Origin of the sequence: Streptomyces beihaiensis (genome assembly GCF_026274175.1) — a bacterium.
Classification (GTDB): domain Bacteria; phylum Actinomycetota; class Actinomycetes; order Streptomycetales; family Streptomycetaceae; genus Streptomyces; species Streptomyces beihaiensis.
Window position 1 is genome coordinate 14,556 of sequence record NZ_JAPHNL010000157.1, and the last position, 15,277, is coordinate 29,832.

The following is a 15,277-nucleotide window of genomic DNA, read 5'->3' on the forward strand; positions in this document are numbered from 1 at the left end:
TACGGTCGCGGGGTTCCCGGTGCCGGCACGGACAGCGGCTCCCGGCTCTGGGAGCGGGTCGTTCCTCTGTTCACCACTATCGAGGGGCGGCTCGACCGTACGCTCCAAGGCCGTCACGGCTTGAGTCTCGCTCCCCTCATGGCACTCGGCGCGGTGGCACTCAGCTCTGCTCAGGAGCCGGCGACGGTGGGCACGGTGGCCCGGCGACTGGGGGTGACCGCTTCCTCTGCGAGCCGCCTGCTCACCCACTTGGAACGCTCGGCCCTGGTGAGCCGGGCGTCCCAGACCGGCGACCGGCGTATCGGCCACTTGCGGGCCACGGAGGCGGGCCGGAACATGTGGGAGCAGGCCAGTCGTACGCTCGCCAGCGAACTGGACGCGGCCTTCAATACGTTGGCCTTCGACGAGAAGTACGCTCACATCGTGGCCCGGCTGTGCCGGGCCGAGGCCGCTCCACGCGCCGAGGAGCCACCTTCCGCGTGAGCCGGGTTCACGCTTCCCGGCCGGGCCATGCCGTCATGGCGAGTCCGGCCACTTGCTTCAGCTCCGCCGCACTCGCCCCGTCCCGCGCCTGCTGGGACATGCCTTGGACCACTGCGGCGAAGTACACGGCCAGAGCCCGGGTGTCAGTGCCCTCGGGCAATGAACCGACCGCCACGGCGTCGGTCAGCCGTTTGTCGAAGGCGTGGACGTTCGCCACCCTTCGCTCCCGCAGATCCCGCTCGATGTCGGCTGTCTGCACCGAGTAGTTCGTCGCCGCCGTCGTGATCAGACAGCCTGCCGGATGCTGCGGGTCCGTGTAGGACACGGCGGCCTCGCGCAGCATCCTGGCGAACCCCGCGCGGGCATCGCTCTCCTCCTCCAGCGCCCTGCCCATGAAAGCGCCGAAGGTCCCGCCGTAGCGCTCCACGACCTCGGTGAAGAGCTTGCGCTTGTCTCCGTAGGCCGCGTACAGACTGGGCGGAGAGATCCCCATCGCGTGGGTCAGGTCCGCGATGGAAGTGCCCTCGTAGCCGTGCTGCCAGAACAGCAGCGTGGCCTGCACGAGCCCCGCCTCACGATCGAAACTGCGCGGTCGTCCCCGTCGCGTCCTCGTCATGCACCTATTTTACAGCGATCGCTACGTAATTGATGTAAGGTAATTCCATAGTCAACCCTACAGATTGGAAGGTCATGGGCGCTCTGACAGGCAAGACGGCTCTGGTGACGGGCGGCAGTCGGGGGATCGGTCGCGCGACCGCGGAACGGCTTGGCCGCGAAGGCGCCCTCGTGGCTGTGCACTACGGGCGCAATGCCGCCGCGGCCGACGAGGCGGTGGGCGCCATCCGCGCGCAGGGCGGCGCGGCGTTCCCCGTGCGGGCCGAGCTCGGCACCAGCGGTGATGTGGAGGCCCTGTGGGCCGAGTTCGACCGGCAGATCATCGAGCACGGTGACGGCGCCGGTCTCGACATCCTCGTCAACAACGCAGGCATCACGCCGCGCGGTCACATCGAGGAGACCACACCCGAAGCCTTCGACGAGGCGTTCGCGGTCAACGTGCGTGCCCCGTTCTTCCTCACGCAGCAGGGCCTCACACGCCTGCGGGACGGCGGCCGGATCATCAACATCTCATCCGGGGCCACGCGTATCGCGCTGACCGACATCATCGCGTACAGCATGACCAAGGGGGCCATCGACACCCTCACGCTCACGCTCGCCAAGGCCATCGGCAACCGGGGCATCACCGTCAACTCGGTGGCGCCCGGCATCATCGACACCGACATGAACGCCTCCTGGCTGCGGGGCAACGAGGCCGCCGAACAGTCCGCCGCGGAACTCTCGGCCCTCGGGCGTGTGGGCCGTCCCGATGACGTGGCCGACATCGTGGCCTTCGTCGCTTCTGACGACGCACGCTGGCTGACCGGACAGGTCATCGACGCCACCGGCGGTTCCCAGCTCTGACACACGACTCAGGCGTAGAGCGGGCATTACGGACAGGGTGTCAACGGGGACACCGCAACATCATTCACGACACCCTGAGGTTGGGGGACTCCATGCATGTCGTCATCGCCTGGTGGGACACGAACCGTTCCACCGCTACTTCGCACATTGGGAATCCAGAGAGCGGTGCCCGTCCGGGCACCCCCCGCAACAGCGCGGATCTCTTCCATGATGGCGAGTTCCCGGGCCTGCGGGGTGGCAGCTGGATATCCGACCCGATGGCAGGCCGACAGGGTCTGGCCCTGCTGTGGGACGACTCGGCCGCCGCCGCCCGGTTTCTGCCGAAGATCGCAGCGAAGACGTTCGGCGGCTCTCCGAACCACCGATGGGCCTTCGAGCTGAACGAGGCACCCCAGCCGCAACAGGACGGGCCCGTCGGGATGCCGAAGGAGATCAGTCTCCTGCTCCACGCCTGACACTCAAACTCCGTGCCCCCGGTACTCCCCCGCACCGGGGGCACGGGACTTCTCGGCGGAAGCGGCGCTGCCGACTCCCCGTCCTGCCAGTTCCAGGACCAGTCCATGGATCAGGCATCTGCGCTGGTCAGATCCTTGGTTCCACCCCAAGCGCCGTCGCTTCCCAAGCTGAGAGCGCGAGTTCGATTCTCGTCACCCGCTCCACGATGAAACCCCAGGTCTTCGGCCTGGGGTTTGTTTCATTGCAAAGCCGCCTTGAGGCCCGCTGCTCCTGGGCGATGCCGGATGCCCGACCCGCACGTGCTTCGTCGCGGGCGGTGCACAAACCCCATGCGAGAGCGGGCGCTTGACGCCGAAGGACTGCGCGTCAGAGCGGCAGGTCGTCGGGGAGTACCCGGAACGCCTTGTAGCGGCCCAGCGGGCGTACGGCCCGGAAGTCTCGTCGGTCGAGGGTGAGAATCGCATCCGTGTCGTAGTCGGCGGCAAGCGCCACGTTCACCGCGTCGGCGAGGTCGAGGTCCAGCGCACGGTAGCGGACCCGGACAGACTGGGCGGCGCCCAGGTGCTCCCCCGTGATCTCCGGCATGACGACACGGCCCCGGCTTATCCAGCGCCGCAGGTCGTCGACCGCGCTGAGGGCGGCCTCCCTGCCGAGCTCGCGCGTCGCCACGTGATCCAGTTCGGCCAGCAGGAGCGGCGACATGACCAGCAGGCCCGCCGCCATGATCGCCTCGTTCGCCGCCCGGTGTTCCGGATGAGCCGAGTCCAGGGCCGCCAGAAGGCCGGACGTATCGGCGATGACAATGATCACGCGGCGGACCCGGAACCCGAACCGGCCTCACGCCGGACAGCCTGGGCGACCGTGTCGCGGACCTCCGGCTTGGACAGCGTGCGCCCCGGCCCTTCGAAGGTGCGGGAGAACAGCGGCTCGTCCCAGACCCGGTTCGCCATGGCCGCGAGATGGATGCCCTGGCGGATGATCTCGGCCTCGCTTATACCTCGGCGCTTGGCCGCCTCCTTGATGATGGCCAGGTCCTCGGGGTCGGCGTAGACGTTGGTGCGCTTCATGGACATGTACCAACAGTAGTCCATGTACCGACTTGATGTATGCGGCGCACTGCCCATGCCCTGGTGGCGTGCTCTAGCACTCCAGACGTCGTCGCCAGTCGAGCGGAGTGATCGTGATGGCTCGGTCGGGGTCTTCGTCCCAGTCGGTGTGGAGTCCCACCGCATCGAGCGCGGCCACGACCTCGACGCCGATGGTCCTGGTGGTCTCGGCCGAGCCGTCGAAGCCCCCGTAGAGGAGCATGAGCCCTTGACCGGCCGCAGCGGATTCCGTGCACTGGGTGTGGAAGTAGACGAATCCTCGGGCCTCCGGCCCGCCTTCGGCACCGATCTCGGACTGACCGCAACCGCGGCAGCAGGTGAAGTTCTCGCGGGCGGTGATGCCCGCGCTCTGCAGGGCGGCGAAGGCGCGGGTGAGCCGCTCGGGGTCCGTCTCCCCCTCCCACGCGGCCTGCTCCGCGACACGCTCCAGCCACATCCGGTCGACCATCGCCGCTGCCTGCTCACGCGAGACGGGGCGGCGGTCCGCGGTGACCAGGTACTCCTCCGCCAGCTCGGCGAGCTCGGTCCGGGAGGCGTAGCCGCCGACCAGTGAGATCCGAACGCGGCCCTCCAGCTCCGACATCTCGCGCTCGTCCAGGTCGAGCGGCGGCACCTCTGTGGCGCTGCCCATGTCCAACCGGGACCATGGCAGGCCGGTGCCCCAGCCGCGCTCGTGCTGGGCCCAGCCCGTCAACGCCGCGACCACAGCCTCCGAGTTGTGGAGGACCACCTGGAAGTGCCGGTCGGCCGAGCCGTCGCGATGCTCCAGCGTGTAGCCGCCACCGGACTCGTGCCAGACCTGCGCGAAGACATCGGGCAGGTCCGGCAGCCGCTGGAGCACGAGAAAACGGTCCCTGTCAGCCCCGATGCGACGGATCAGTCCGGCCAGCGCCTCGGCGGACGCGCGGACGTGCCGCTCCCCGGTCTCCGTCTCGACCACGATCTCCAGCATGCGAGGACTCTGGCATACCGCACCGACACAAGGCCGTTCGGCTACCGAGTGCGCGGCTGGTTGATCCGACCGAGCCGTCGGCCCAGCCGGACGAGCTCGCGCAGGCCGAGCGTGCGCCCGCCCCCGCCCGGCAGCGGGACGTGGAGGGGCCGCGTCCAGCGGGTGGGAATCGCGTCGAGTCCGTAGACGGCTCCGGCGAGTCCGCCGGTGACCGCGGCGACAGTGTCGGTGTCTCCGCCGAGGTCGACGGCGACCCTGAGCGCGGCCTCGAACGACGTCGTGTGGCGCAGCGCCCAGACCGCGGAGCCCAGGCATGGCCACACCGCGCCGTTGAACTCCGTGGCCCGGTCAGGGTGCCAGCCCGCGTCAAGGACAACGGCGTACCGCTCCCGGTGACCCGCGTCCACCGCGGCGAGCGTGTCGGGGACGGCGGCAAGCGGGTCCTCGCCGCCCAGGGCCACCCGCACGAGCTCGTGGTAGATCGCGGTGCCCTCCCAGGCGGCGGCGTCGCCGTGGGTGAGCGCGGCAATGCGGCGGGCCGCGTCCATCGTCACCTGCCGTCCCCCGCCGGCGAAGAAGACAGCGGAGGTCGTGGCGCGCATGAGCGAGCCGTTCCCGGCCGCGCGATGCGTGGTCTGGAAGTGGATCGCCGCAGCCAGATCCCACGGTGATCCGTTGGTGAGCACGTCCTCGGTCTGCAGGCCGATGTCCTTCGGCTCGTCGGACGCCCACCGCTGGAAACGGGCGAAGATGTCCGGGAGATCGAGCCCACCGCGTTCCAAGAGGGACTCGGCGAGGTGCACAGCCATCTGCGTGTCGTCGGTGGCCTCGCCGGGCTCCCAGCCACCGCCTCCGCACATCTCCCCGCCGGCCGACCGGTCCGGGAAGCGCGCGGAGAAGCTGCCCTCCAGGCTGAACTCGAACGGGGCCCCGAGCGCATCCCCCACGGCCGAGCCCACCACAGCACCGGCGACCCGGTCCCCGCCCGTCACGGCAGCCGCCTGGACGACGACACCTGCCGGCTGAGTCGGTCGAGTCGGTCGGGTTCGGGGCGCTCATCGTCGTCGAGCCGGCGGAGCATCTGCCGGGACTCGCCCGCGTCGAGCAGGCCGACGAAGACATCGGTCATGCCGAGGATGCCGGGTTCCCGGACGATCAGGCCGGACGACCAGCACCAGAAGTACCGTCCGCCCAGGGCCTCACCGCTTCGAGACCAGTGCTCCATCACGCGCTCCACCTCCGCAAGGGTGAACACGGTCGCGCTCCAGCGTGATCCATCCGCTGTCAACCGGACTTCGACGTCCACATTGCAGACCGCGCCCAGATCTTCCCCCGCGCCCGGCAGGAAAGATGCCTCGAAGCGATCCGTATGGACGCGGTACCAAGGACCGTCCCAACCACGGTCACACGCCTCTGACGCTTCTACGTCGGCCATTCCCGGAGTATCGCGGGCCGCCCCACCGGGCTCAACCCGGTCAGAGACCGAACGCCGCGAAGCGTTCCCCCAGTGGCTACACTTCCGCCCGTCGCCGGACGTCCGGGCCCTCCCGCCGACACCCCGACGCGTTGCTTGGCGAGAAGACGTACGGCTCCCGAGGGGTAACTGTGGGACTGATCTACGGCTATGACATCTATCTGCGCCCCCGCAACGTCGTCAGAGCGCTGGCCAACCTGGCCCAACTGGCGCCACCGAAACGCGCCGTGCCGCGGCTTGAAGTCAGCCTGCCCGGAGGGGATCGGACCATCCTCCCGTTCACGTCACATTTCGAGAGTGAACCAGTCGACTGCTCCGCAGGTGACACATTCGAGCTCGACATGTCCCTCATGTTCGATGCCGATGACGCCCTGCGCGAGTACGCACAAACGTACGGGCCTGACCTCGAGGCGGACGGGCGTGTCCAGATCGGGTACATCTACGCGACGGTGCGGTTCGAGTCCTTCCTGCACCCTGCCTACGCGTCACTGGAGTGCTGGGCAGCGACGTCAGCGATGAGTCGCTTGTTCGCGAGTTCGGCCAACATCAGAAAGACCTTCACCGATCTCACCGCCGACAGCAGCGGCGTGTGCTGCCTGTTCGACACCGGCGATGGCGCGCCCGAGCAAGTGTGCTGGCTCAACGGTGAACCCACCCAGGAGATAGTCTCCGGTCCCCGCTTCCCGGACCGGCAAGCACTCGTAGCGACTTGGCCCACTCCCAGAAGTGAGTATGGCGCTCCCTCTGACTGAAGCCACAAGACTGTGTTACGAGCTCTATGGAGAGCCGACCGTTCAGCCGAGCAGGCCGAGACCGGACGAGCGCGGGCACAGCCGGCGTGCGGGGCGGGCGGGCTCCCTGTCGTCGGTGCCCGTCTCACCGGTGCTACGCCGTCAAGGACGCGCTGGGCACCGTGCGGCCGGAGGCAGACTGTGCGGCCAGGGAGACGAAGGCACGGACCTTGGCGTTCTCGCCGTCGGCGCGCCAGACGAGGGCGCCGTTGGCCAAGGGCAGCCCGCTGAGAGGGCGGTACACGACGCCGGGGTGCGCGTACACGCGAAAGAGTCCCTCATGGGTCGTCCACACCATCTCGCCTGAGGCGACTCGGTGGAGCGCCTCCTGATAGGTCCGTCCCCCGGTCGCGCGGCGCAACGGCCTGCCCAGCGGGGTGAACGGCGGGCACAGGTCGTACCGAAGGGCCTCGGGCAGTTCGGCGGGACCGTTGAGCAGGACCTGGTCCGAGAGGTCTTCGATGTCGACCGATTCCCGTTCCGCCAGCGTATGCCCCAGAGCCACGGCCAGCGCCCGGCCGTGGGACACCAGCACGGCGCCCACCTTCAGGTCCGGTTCGTCGACCGGCAGCAACGTGAGCAGGATGTCGATCTCGCCGGCGCGCAGTGGCCCGTAGAGATCGGTCCAGGGCACCTCCGCCACCGCGATGTCGCAGGCCGGGTGCTGACGGCCGAAGGCGAGTACGACGTCGGTCAGCGGCGGGCCGTTGAGGCAGCCAAGGAATCCGACGCGCAGAGCGCCGACCACGCCCTGCGCCATGGCGCACGCCTCCTCATAGCTTGCTTTGAGATGCGTGTGGGCGGCGCCGAGGGTGTCGCGGGCGTGCTCGCCCAGCGGGGTCAGTGAGACCCGGCGACTGGTCCGGTTGAACAGCGGCGCGCCGATGCGGCGTTCCAGCGACCGGATCAGCTGGCTGACGCGGGACTGGGAGAGCCTCAGACGTTCCGCGGTGCGCCCGAAGTGCAGCTCCTCCGACAGCGCCAGAAAGGTCTCGATCTCCGTCAGGTCCATTCCGCCCCAGCTCCCCCGCTTCCCCGCTCTCCGGCTCCCAGCTCCCCCGCTTCCCGCTTCCCGCTTCCCGCTTCCCGCTTCCCGCTTCCCGCTTCGATGAGCCTGGCTCATGGATTGTGCATCAATTCGGCCTTGATCGTCCCAACTTCGCGATGACAGGCTCCGGTTGGACAGAGCGGGACACGACACAACACAGGGGGTACATGTGATCGTCGTCAGCGGAGCGACGGGCACCGTCGGGTCGCAGGTCGTCACCAGGCTGCAGGACCGTGGCACGGACGTCCGGCCGCTGGTGCGTGCCGGTTCGGCCGTTCCGGCGGAGTGGGGTGCGGGAGTCGTTCCGGCTGTCGCCGACTTCACCGATCCGGCGTCGCTGGACGCGGCGCTGGCCGGTGCCGATGTGGTGTATCTGCTCGTGGCGGTCCATCCGGACATGGCCACGCACGAGCGGAACGTCATCGACGCCGCCGTCCGCACCGGCCGCCGCCCGCGCATCGTGCTGCACGCCGCCGCCGGGATGGGGCAGCGGCCCGACGGCGTACGGTTCCTGGCCGCGCACAACAGCGGACTCGATCACCTGGTCGCGACCGGGCTGCCGTGGACGGTGCTGGCTCCGAACGGCTTCTTCCAGAACTTCCTGGGCATGGCCGACGCGGTGCGCGGCGGGCACCTGGCCCTCCCGGCCGGCACGAGCCCGGTGTCGTACGTCGACGCGCGCGATGTCGCGGACTCGGCCGTGGAAGCGCTGACCGGGGACGGGCACGAGGGTGCCGTCTACACCCTGACCGGTCCGGCGGCCCTGTCGCACGCTCAGATCGCCGGACACCTCGGCGTCGCCGTAGGGCACTCGGTGGAGTACGAGGCCGTACGGCCCGAGGCGGCGCTCGCCGGAATGCTCGGCGCGGGCTGGGACCGCTGGAGGGCGGAGGGTCTGGTCGAGTTGTACGGGCTCTACGCGGCCGGCGGCGCGGCGGCTGTCACCAGCGATGTGGAGAAGCTGACCGGTCGGCCGGCGCGGTCCTTCGACGCGTTCACGGACGAGTACGCCGGCGTCCTTCGCGGAGAGGGAAGCCACTGAGCGGACGGCCGCGGCGGCTGGTGGTGGGGATCAGCGGCGCGACGGGCATCGCGTACGGCATCCGCGTACTGGAGCTGGCCCGCAAGGCCGAGGTCGAGACCCACCTGGTGGTGACACCCGCGGGCCAGCGGACCAGGGCGTACGAGACCGATCTGAGCGCGCGCGACCTGGCCGCGCTGGCGGATGTGATTCATCGGCCGACCGACATCGGCGCGGCGATCGCGTCGGGCTCGTTCCGGACCGACGGGATGATCGTCGCGCCCTGTTCGATCCGGACGCTGTCCGCGATCGCGTTCGCGGGCGGGGACAATCTGCTCACCCGCGCCGCGGACGTCACCCTGAAGGAGCGCCGACCGCTGGTCCTGCTGGTCCGCGAAACGCCCCTGACCCTGGCGCATCTGCGTGCGATGACCGCGGCCACCGAGTCCGGCGGGATCGTCATGCCGCCGGTACCGGCGTTCTATCTGCGGCCCGGAACGGTCGAGGACATCGTCGACCACACCGCCGGGCGCGCCCTTGACCTGCTCGGCATCGAGGTGCCCGAGCTCCCGCGCTGGAGCGGCGATGCCGCCCGGCGCCGACTCGAAGAGGACAGACGTGACTCATCTGCGCAGTCTGCGTGAGTTCATCGCGGCGCTGGCCGCGATCGGGGAAGTCAACGAGATCGACACCGAAGTCGACTGGAACCTGGAGATCGGTGCGATCATCCGCCGTTCCTACGACCTGAAGGCGCCGGCGCCGTTGTTCAACGCGGTCACTGGTTACACCGGCACCGGCTTCAGGGTGTTCGGCGCACCCGGTGGCCTGTCCGGCCCCGAGCACCGGCTGGCGCGTGTCGCTCTCGCCCTGGGGCTGCCTGCCGAGGCGTCGGGACGGCAGGTCATGGAGGCCGTGGTCGCGGCCCGCGGTCGGCCCGGCGTCCCTCCGGTGGAGGTTTCCGCCGCCGACGCGCCGTGCAAGCAGAACATCATGCGGGGCGACGACATCGACCTGTTCGCCTTCCCGACCCCGCTGCTCCACGGCAACGACGGCGGCCGGTACATCCAGACCTACGGCATGAACATCGCCCGCACGCCCGACGGTTCCTGGACGAACTGGTCGATCAACCGCATGATGATCGCCGGCAGGGACCGGCTGGCCTGCCTCATCCCCGGGCCGCAGCATCTCGGCATCATCCGCGCCCAGTGGACGGCCCTTGGCGAACCGATGCCCATCGCGCTCGCCCTGGGGGTGGAGCCGGCTCTGCCCTACGCGGGCGCGATGCCGCTGCCCGAGGGCGCGGACGAGAGCCACTTCGTCGGGGCCCTGTTCGGCGAGGGCATCGAGGTGGTGCCCGCCGAGACCGTCGACCTGAGCGTGCCCGCCACCGCCGAGATCGTCATCGAGGGACACATCGCGTTCGACGAGACGGTGGAGGAGGGGCCCATGAACGAGTATCCCGGCTACAACAGCGACGACGCCTCGCCCAAGCCGGTGTTCCACGTCAGCGCGGTCACCTACAGGGACGGGGCGATCCTCCCCGCGGTCGCGGCCGGTCCCCCGGTGGAGGAGGACCACACCGGAACCGGGACCATGCACGCCGCGGAGATCCTCTACCAACTCCGCGAAGCCGGGCTGCCGGCGGCCTCCGCCTGGTTCTCCTACGAGTCCGCGCTCCACTGGCTGGTCGTCTCGATGGATCCGGACTGGTACGAGACCCTGGGCATCCACTCCGGCGAACTCGCGCGGAGGATCGGCGACCTCGTCTTCGCGGGCAAGGCGGGCTTCGGTGTGCCCAAAGTACTGCTGGTCGAGAACGACATCGACATCACCGACGTCAACGAACTCGTCTGGGCCTTCGCCACCCGCAACCATCCCGAACGCGGCGAGGTCCACTTCCCCGCCAAGCCCACGGCCGCGCTCTCCGTCTACCTCTCCGAGGCCGAGCAGCACAGCTACCGCGCGGGCAAGGTCGTCCACAACTGCCTGCTGGCCGACCGCTTCCCCAAGGAGAGTCGCCCCGTCAAGGGCAGTTTCGCGAATGGCTGGCCCGCCGACATCCAGCAGCGCGTCCTGACCAACTGGGAGACGGCGTACGGCTATCCGGCACCACGGGAACAGACCCGCCAGTAGGCCGAGTTCCACGTCCGCCCCCCCCGCCTCTGTACGGAGCGTGGCGTCGAGCAACAGGAGGGTGCCGACGCGAGGCAGTCCGCCTGCCCCGCGTAGGCCCTTCACTGGCGAGCGGGAGTTCGCCGAGACGTTGCCGGAACTCGGTCGCGTCGGCTCATCTCGGGACGCAGCCGTTTCATGCCGGCAATCCGGCCAGGCAGGCCCCTCGCCTCTACGTGCCCATCCGTCGCTGTTTCCGTCGCTGTTTCCGTCGCTGTTTCCGTCGATGTTTCGGTCGCTGTTCTCGTCTCAGTCTCCGGCGCTGTTTCCGTCTCAGTCTCCGTCGCTGTTCTCGTCTCATTCACTCCCTGCACGGAGCCCTGAGGAGCACCACCACAGTCGGCTGACTACCCGGTGGTGGGCCAACCGATGACCTGGTCGAGCTGAAGATCGCGGAGAATGGCGTTGTCCAGCCTGACGTCGGTGGCGTCGGTGAGCCCATGAGGCGCGGCGCCGGTGAGGACCCGGCCGAAACGGGCACCGGTCAGGTCCGCTGCCCGGAGATCGGCGCCGGTCAGGTCGCAGCCCGCCAGCGTGACGCCCCGCATGGAGGCACCGCTCAGATCGGCTCCGCGGAGATCGCACAACTTGAAGTGGCAGCCGTCGAGGGCGGCTTGGCGGAGGTCGGTCTCCCGGAACGTGCACCGTGTGAACCACAACGACTGCAGGCGCACCGACACGAGATCCGCCCTGTCGAAGGTCTCCCGCTGGAGGGTCGCGTAGCGGCCACGGGCGGTTAGGTTGTCCTTCAGCGTCTCCGGTCGGCCCATGCCGGACATCGTGCCAGCTCTGGGAGCGGGCTGTCGTCGCCGGGCTGCCGGCGCGGGCGTTCTGTCCGGTGTCGCATGGGCTCGAATGCGGGGTAAGGGGCGTCTGGATGTGGCGAAGGAGTCCAACGTCGGTCTGTGAAGACAGAGCCGGACTCGCTCACGGCCGCGCCGGCCGGAGGAGATGCGCGCTCTCCGTCGCGCCACTCACCGACGGCGGTGACAGCGGCAGGCAGGAAACCCATACCCGTGGGCAGCAATATCTGTGCCCGCGAAATGAGATATTGGCGCGGGGTGCGGTACATATTTCTCGACCGTCGGCGGCAACGGAATTACGGAGCACGCAGGACCGGTCGCACCGTGCTACTGTCGATCTCAGTTGCAGGTGTGGTTGCCAGAGGGTTTATTTCCGACGGGGTAATCATCACGGCGACACAGGATTCGCACAGAGCGGATCACTGACACCGCCCTAGAGCTCCCGAAGGAGAACAAAATGGCTACTGGCACCGTGAAGTGGTTCAACGCGGAAAAGGGCTTCGGCTTCATCGAGCAGGACGGCGGCGGCGCCGACGTCTTCGCCCACTACTCGAACATCGCCACCCAGGGCTTCCGCGAGCTGCTGGAAGGCCAGAAGGTGTCGTTCGACATCGCTCAGGGCCAGAAGGGCCCGACGGCCGAGAACATCATTCCGGCCTGACGCTTCAGCGCTGACACATATTTCGCAGCTGGGGCCCGCACCTTGGGGTGCGGGCCCCAGCTCGTTTCGTTCCCCGAGCGATTCGCCCCCCTACTATTTTCGGCCCGTCTTGTTCTCGGCCCATCTTGTTCTCGGCCCGTTCTCGCGATTCTCTGCACCGCTCATTCCACTGCGGGAATTCCTTGATACGCGCCCGCATCGAGGAAGGTTCCTCTTGAGCCGCACGCATACCACGCGCACACGTACCACGCGTACACGTACCACGCGTACACGTGCCGACAACTCCTCCAGCCGCTCCGGCCGTCGCGGAAGCCGACAGCCCGGCCAGGCCGAATTCGCGCTGCCCGAGACGACCACGCCGGCCTTGCCGGCCGTCGAGTCGTTCGCCGAGCTCGCCATGCCGGCTCCGTTGCTGGCCACGCTCGGCCTGGAAGGGGTGACCGTGCCGTTCCCGATCCAGGCGGCGACCCTGCCGAACTCCCTGGCCGGCCGTGACGTGCTCGGCCGCGGCCGCACCGGGTCCGGCAAGACCCTCGCCTTCGGGCTGCCGGTACTGTCCCGGACGGCGGGCCGCCGCGCCGAACCGCGCCGCCCCCTCGCCCTGGTCCTCGTCCCCACGCGCGAGCTGGCCCAGCAGGTCACCGACGCGCTCGCCCCCTATGCACGCGCCGTGGGCCTCCGGCTCGCCACCGTCGTCGGCGGCATGTCCCTCGGCCGGCAGGCCGGGGCGCTCCGGGTCGGCGCGGAGGTGGTCGTCGCGACGCCCGGTCGGCTCAAGGACCTCATCGACCGGGGCGACTGCCGGCTCGCCGACGTCACCACCACGGTGCTCGACGAGGCCGACCAGATGACCGACATGGGGTTCATGCCCCAGGTCACCGCGCTGCTCGACCAGGTGCGTCCCGGCGGCCAGCGGATGTTGTTCTCGGCCACGTTGGACCGCAACGTCGACCGACTGGTCCGCCGCTACCTGACCGACCCGGTGGTGCACTCCGTCGACCCGTCGGCCGGTGCCGTCACCACGATGGAGCATCACGTACTCCACGTGCACGAGGCGGACAAGCACCGTACGACCACCGAGATCGCGGCCCGGGACGGGCGGGTCATGATGTTCCTGGACACCAAGCATGCCGTGGACCGGCTGACCAGGCACCTGTTGGACAACGGCGTCCGTGCCGCCGCGCTGCACGGGGGCCGGTCCCAGCCACAGCGCACCCGGACCCTGAACCAGTTCCGGGACGGTCACGTCACCGTCCTGGTGGCCACCAACGTCGCGGCCCGCGGCATCCACATCGACAGCCTCGACCTGGTCGTCAACGTGGATCCGCCCAACGACCACAAGGACTACCTACACCGCGGCGGCCGTACCGCCCGCGCGGGGGAATCCGGCACCGTCGTCACCCTCGTGACCCCCCGCCAGCGGCGCGGAATGGCCCGGCTGATGACATCCGCCGGTATCACTCCGCACATCACCCCGGTGCGTTCGGGCGAGGCGGAGCTGAGCCGCATCACGGGCGCCCGGACGCCGTCCGGCGTGCCGGTGGTCATCACCGCGCCCGTCACGCAACGTCCCCGCCCCGCGTCCTCCCCGCCCCGAGGGCGCCGGGGACGCCGGGGGCGGCCCTCCGGCGCGGCCGTCTCCGGAAGAGCGCAGCGGCGCACCCGCCACGAGGCGGCCGCCTGAGCCGGCGCCGCCCGGAGCTCTCGTCACCTCCCGCCGTTCCCGTGGCCTCGCGGAGGCGGCGTCGCCTCCCGCCGTTCCCGTGCTCTCCCGGAGGCGGCGCGGCTTCCGGAAGCGCCCGTCGCCGCGGTCCGCAGCCGCCGCCGGGGAGCCAAACCCATCGAACTCCCATGATCCGACTCCGCGCGGTCGGCCCGCACTCCTCCTCAAGGCGGGCCGAGCCATCGCCCTCAGGTTCCCGATGGGGCCCTGCCGACGCTCGTCGGCAGGGCCCCACTGCTGTGTCGCCTACGGGCCGGGGCGACGGGGCAGGATATCTACCCGGCCAGAAGAGTGAAACCTGTCTCCGGCGCAGTAGATTTTCGCCTCCGCCGCGGGTATGCTTCTTCTCGAAAGACACGGTCGAAAAAGATCCGCCAGACACGGACGGCGGATGACTGAAGGAAGCATGCAGGGCGGCTCGCAGCCGAAGGGCCGCCCTGCGCAGGACGTTGACCCAGGGTTGGGTTCAGGGAAGATCAGAGAAGAACGGAGGAGTAGACGCCATCAGGATCGCCCGGTCCGAGAGAAGCCCTCGGCCCGGGTACCGCAAGGCCCCGGATTGGAAGGTGGTCCCCGGTCACGCAGCTACGATCCCCCGTTCCGCCCTGTCGGGCCGGATAGCGGGAAACAAAGAGGTCGGCACCGTAGTAGAGCCGACAGATGGTGTTGAATTTCCTTCGGGGCCCTGGTGCCGTACGGCACCAGGGCCCCTCGACGCGTTCCACAGCGAGGTGACATGACATCGGACAACCCACTGAATGATCGTCTGGACGACGACGACTACCCCGCCTACACGATGGGCCGGGCAGCCGAGATGCTCGGCACCACTCCGGCCTTCCTCCGGGCCATCGGCGAGGCGAAACTGATCACTCCACTCCGCTCGGCGGGAGGGCATCGCCGGTACTCCCGCTACCAACTGCGGATCGCCGCGCGCGCCCGCGAACTCGTCGACAACGGGACCCCGGTCGAGGCGGCGTGCCGCATCGTCATCCTTGAGGACCAGCTCGAGGAAGCGCAGCGCATCAACGCCGAGTACCGCCGTGCCGCCGAGGAGGCAGCGAGCAGTTCCGCCTCCAGCCCCAGCCACGCCTCCGGCTGAAGACCGGCGCGTGGCGCGGCGGCCCAAGAG

Annotated in this window: 18 protein-coding genes; 10 read left to right on the forward strand and 8 right to left on the reverse strand. The window is 69.3% G+C overall.

The features are described from left to right. Nucleotides 1-120 precede the first annotated feature (120 nt). Nucleotides 121-483, forward strand: a complete 363-nt coding sequence (locus OFY01_RS15300; RefSeq protein ID WP_266600187.1) for a MarR family transcriptional regulator — start codon at nucleotides 121-123, stop codon at nucleotides 481-483. A 7-nt stretch (nucleotides 484-490) separates the two neighbouring features. Here OFY01_RS15300 and OFY01_RS15305 read toward each other — a convergent pair whose 3' ends face one another. Then, complete coding sequence (locus OFY01_RS15305) at nucleotides 491-1,099, reverse strand: TetR/AcrR family transcriptional regulator (RefSeq protein ID WP_266600189.1); 609 nt, start codon at nucleotides 1,097-1,099, stop codon at nucleotides 491-493. Nucleotides 1,100-1,173: 74 nt separating this feature from the next. Between OFY01_RS15305 and OFY01_RS15310 the strand changes: the two genes are divergently transcribed. Both OFY01_RS15310 and OFY01_RS15315 read left to right on the forward strand, forming a co-directional pair. After that, a complete protein-coding gene (locus OFY01_RS15310; RefSeq protein ID WP_266600191.1) occupies nucleotides 1,174-1,941 on the forward strand; it encodes an SDR family oxidoreductase in 768 nt (255 codons plus the stop codon). 257 nt (nucleotides 1,942-2,198) lie between these two features. Beyond that, nucleotides 2,199-2,396: a hypothetical protein gene (locus tag OFY01_RS15315; RefSeq protein ID WP_266600193.1), complete on the forward strand. Its 198-nt coding sequence runs from the start codon at nucleotides 2,199-2,201 to the stop codon at nucleotides 2,394-2,396. 367 nt (nucleotides 2,397-2,763) lie between these two features. On the opposite strand, the gene OFY01_RS15320 is transcribed toward OFY01_RS15315, so the two are convergent. The 5 genes from OFY01_RS15320 to OFY01_RS15340 form a co-directional block, all read right to left on the reverse strand. Further along, the gene (locus OFY01_RS15320; protein ID WP_266600195.1) at nucleotides 2,764-3,207 is read right to left on the reverse strand and encodes a PIN domain-containing protein; all 444 of its coding nucleotides are present in this window, start codon (nucleotides 3,205-3,207) and stop codon (nucleotides 2,764-2,766) included. Beyond that, nucleotides 3,204-3,470: a ribbon-helix-helix domain-containing protein gene (locus OFY01_RS15325; RefSeq protein WP_266600197.1), complete on the reverse strand. Its 267-nt coding sequence runs from the start codon at nucleotides 3,468-3,470 to the stop codon at nucleotides 3,204-3,206. Before OFY01_RS15325 ends, OFY01_RS15320 begins: the two co-directional genes overlap by 4 nt. Nucleotides 3,471-3,537: 67 nt before the next feature. After that, the gene (locus OFY01_RS15330) at nucleotides 3,538-4,455 is read right to left on the reverse strand and encodes a DUF6891 domain-containing protein (RefSeq protein WP_266600199.1); all 918 of its coding nucleotides are present in this window, start codon (nucleotides 4,453-4,455) and stop codon (nucleotides 3,538-3,540) included. Between the two features lie 41 nt (nucleotides 4,456-4,496). Beyond that, nucleotides 4,497-5,447, reverse strand: coding sequence for an ADP-ribosylglycohydrolase family protein (locus tag OFY01_RS15335; protein ID WP_266600201.1), 951 nt, complete (start codon nucleotides 5,445-5,447; stop codon nucleotides 4,497-4,499). Next, nucleotides 5,444-5,890, reverse strand: a complete 447-nt coding sequence (locus tag OFY01_RS15340) for a hypothetical protein (RefSeq protein WP_266600203.1) — start codon at nucleotides 5,888-5,890, stop codon at nucleotides 5,444-5,446. Before OFY01_RS15340 ends, OFY01_RS15335 begins: the two co-directional genes overlap by 4 nt. A gap of 170 nt (nucleotides 5,891-6,060) precedes the next feature. Between OFY01_RS15340 and OFY01_RS15345 the strand changes: the two genes are divergently transcribed. Further along, nucleotides 6,061-6,681, forward strand: a complete 621-nt coding sequence (locus OFY01_RS15345; protein WP_266600205.1) for a hypothetical protein — start codon at nucleotides 6,061-6,063, stop codon at nucleotides 6,679-6,681. 133 nt (nucleotides 6,682-6,814) lie between these two features. Here the strand turns inward: OFY01_RS15345 and OFY01_RS15350 are convergent, their stop codons facing one another. Then, nucleotides 6,815-7,732: a LysR family transcriptional regulator gene (locus OFY01_RS15350; RefSeq protein WP_266600207.1), complete on the reverse strand. Its 918-nt coding sequence runs from the start codon at nucleotides 7,730-7,732 to the stop codon at nucleotides 6,815-6,817. A 205-nt stretch (nucleotides 7,733-7,937) separates the two neighbouring features. Here OFY01_RS15350 and OFY01_RS15355 point away from each other — a divergent pair, with 205 nt between their 5' ends. From OFY01_RS15355 to OFY01_RS15365, 3 genes are read left to right on the forward strand one after another with little or no spacing between them, the layout of a single operon-like run. Further along, nucleotides 7,938-8,810, forward strand: a complete 873-nt coding sequence (locus OFY01_RS15355; RefSeq protein WP_266600209.1) for an NAD(P)H-binding protein — start codon at nucleotides 7,938-7,940, stop codon at nucleotides 8,808-8,810. A gap of 20 nt (nucleotides 8,811-8,830) precedes the next feature. Next, entirely contained in the window at nucleotides 8,831-9,433 is a 603-nt protein-coding gene (locus OFY01_RS15360) for a UbiX family flavin prenyltransferase (RefSeq protein WP_266600211.1), read from the forward strand. Next, nucleotides 9,408-10,922 (forward strand): UbiD family decarboxylase, encoded by a 1,515-nt coding sequence (locus OFY01_RS15365; RefSeq protein ID WP_266600213.1) that lies wholly within the window; start codon nucleotides 9,408-9,410, stop codon nucleotides 10,920-10,922. The genes OFY01_RS15360 and OFY01_RS15365 overlap by 26 nt, the downstream gene beginning before the upstream one ends. Nucleotides 10,923-11,308: 386 nt before the next feature. Here the strand turns inward: OFY01_RS15365 and OFY01_RS15370 are convergent, their stop codons facing one another. Beyond that, a complete protein-coding gene (locus OFY01_RS15370) occupies nucleotides 11,309-11,731 on the reverse strand; it encodes a pentapeptide repeat-containing protein (protein WP_266600215.1) in 423 nt (140 codons plus the stop codon). Between the two features lie 490 nt (nucleotides 11,732-12,221). On the opposite strand from OFY01_RS15370, the gene OFY01_RS15375 reads away from it, so the two are divergent. From OFY01_RS15375 to OFY01_RS15385, 3 genes are all read left to right on the forward strand, one after another. Then, on the forward strand, nucleotides 12,222-12,425 hold the full coding sequence (locus OFY01_RS15375; protein ID WP_184905941.1) for a cold-shock protein: 204 nt from the start codon (nucleotides 12,222-12,224) through the stop codon (nucleotides 12,423-12,425). 214 nt (nucleotides 12,426-12,639) lie between these two features. Continuing rightward, entirely contained in the window at nucleotides 12,640-14,109 is a 1,470-nt protein-coding gene (locus OFY01_RS15380) for a DEAD/DEAH box helicase (protein ID WP_266600218.1), read from the forward strand. A 775-nt stretch (nucleotides 14,110-14,884) separates the two neighbouring features. Continuing rightward, nucleotides 14,885-15,247, forward strand: a complete 363-nt coding sequence (locus OFY01_RS15385) for a MerR family transcriptional regulator (RefSeq protein ID WP_266600220.1) — start codon at nucleotides 14,885-14,887, stop codon at nucleotides 15,245-15,247. Nucleotides 15,248-15,277 lie beyond the last annotated feature (30 nt).

Excerpts from the sequence above, each read along its gene's own strand:
- OFY01_RS15305 (WP_266600189.1), bottom strand. The coding sequence starts at position 1,099 with ATGACGAGGACGCGACGGGGACGACCGCGCAGTTTCGATCGTGAGGCG.
- OFY01_RS15310 (WP_266600191.1), top strand. The coding sequence starts at position 1,174 with ATGGGCGCTCTGACAGGCAAGACGGCTCTGGTGACGGGCGGCAGTCGG.
- OFY01_RS15315 (WP_266600193.1), top strand. The coding sequence starts at position 2,199 with ATGGCAGGCCGACAGGGTCTGGCCCTGCTGTGGGACGACTCGGCCGCC.
- OFY01_RS15325 (WP_266600197.1), bottom strand. The coding sequence starts at position 3,470 with ATGTCCATGAAGCGCACCAACGTCTACGCCGACCCCGAGGACCTGGCC.
- OFY01_RS15330 (WP_266600199.1), bottom strand. The coding sequence starts at position 4,455 with ATGCTGGAGATCGTGGTCGAGACGGAGACCGGGGAGCGGCACGTCCGC.
- OFY01_RS15340 (WP_266600203.1), bottom strand. The coding sequence starts at position 5,890 with ATGGCCGACGTAGAAGCGTCAGAGGCGTGTGACCGTGGTTGGGACGGT.
- OFY01_RS15350 (WP_266600207.1), bottom strand. The coding sequence starts at position 7,732 with ATGGACCTGACGGAGATCGAGACCTTTCTGGCGCTGTCGGAGGAGCTG.
- OFY01_RS15370 (WP_266600215.1), bottom strand. The coding sequence starts at position 11,731 with ATGGGCCGACCGGAGACGCTGAAGGACAACCTAACCGCCCGTGGCCGC.
- OFY01_RS15375 (WP_184905941.1), top strand. The coding sequence starts at position 12,222 with ATGGCTACTGGCACCGTGAAGTGGTTCAACGCGGAAAAGGGCTTCGGC.
- OFY01_RS15385 (WP_266600220.1), top strand. The coding sequence starts at position 14,885 with ATGACATCGGACAACCCACTGAATGATCGTCTGGACGACGACGACTAC.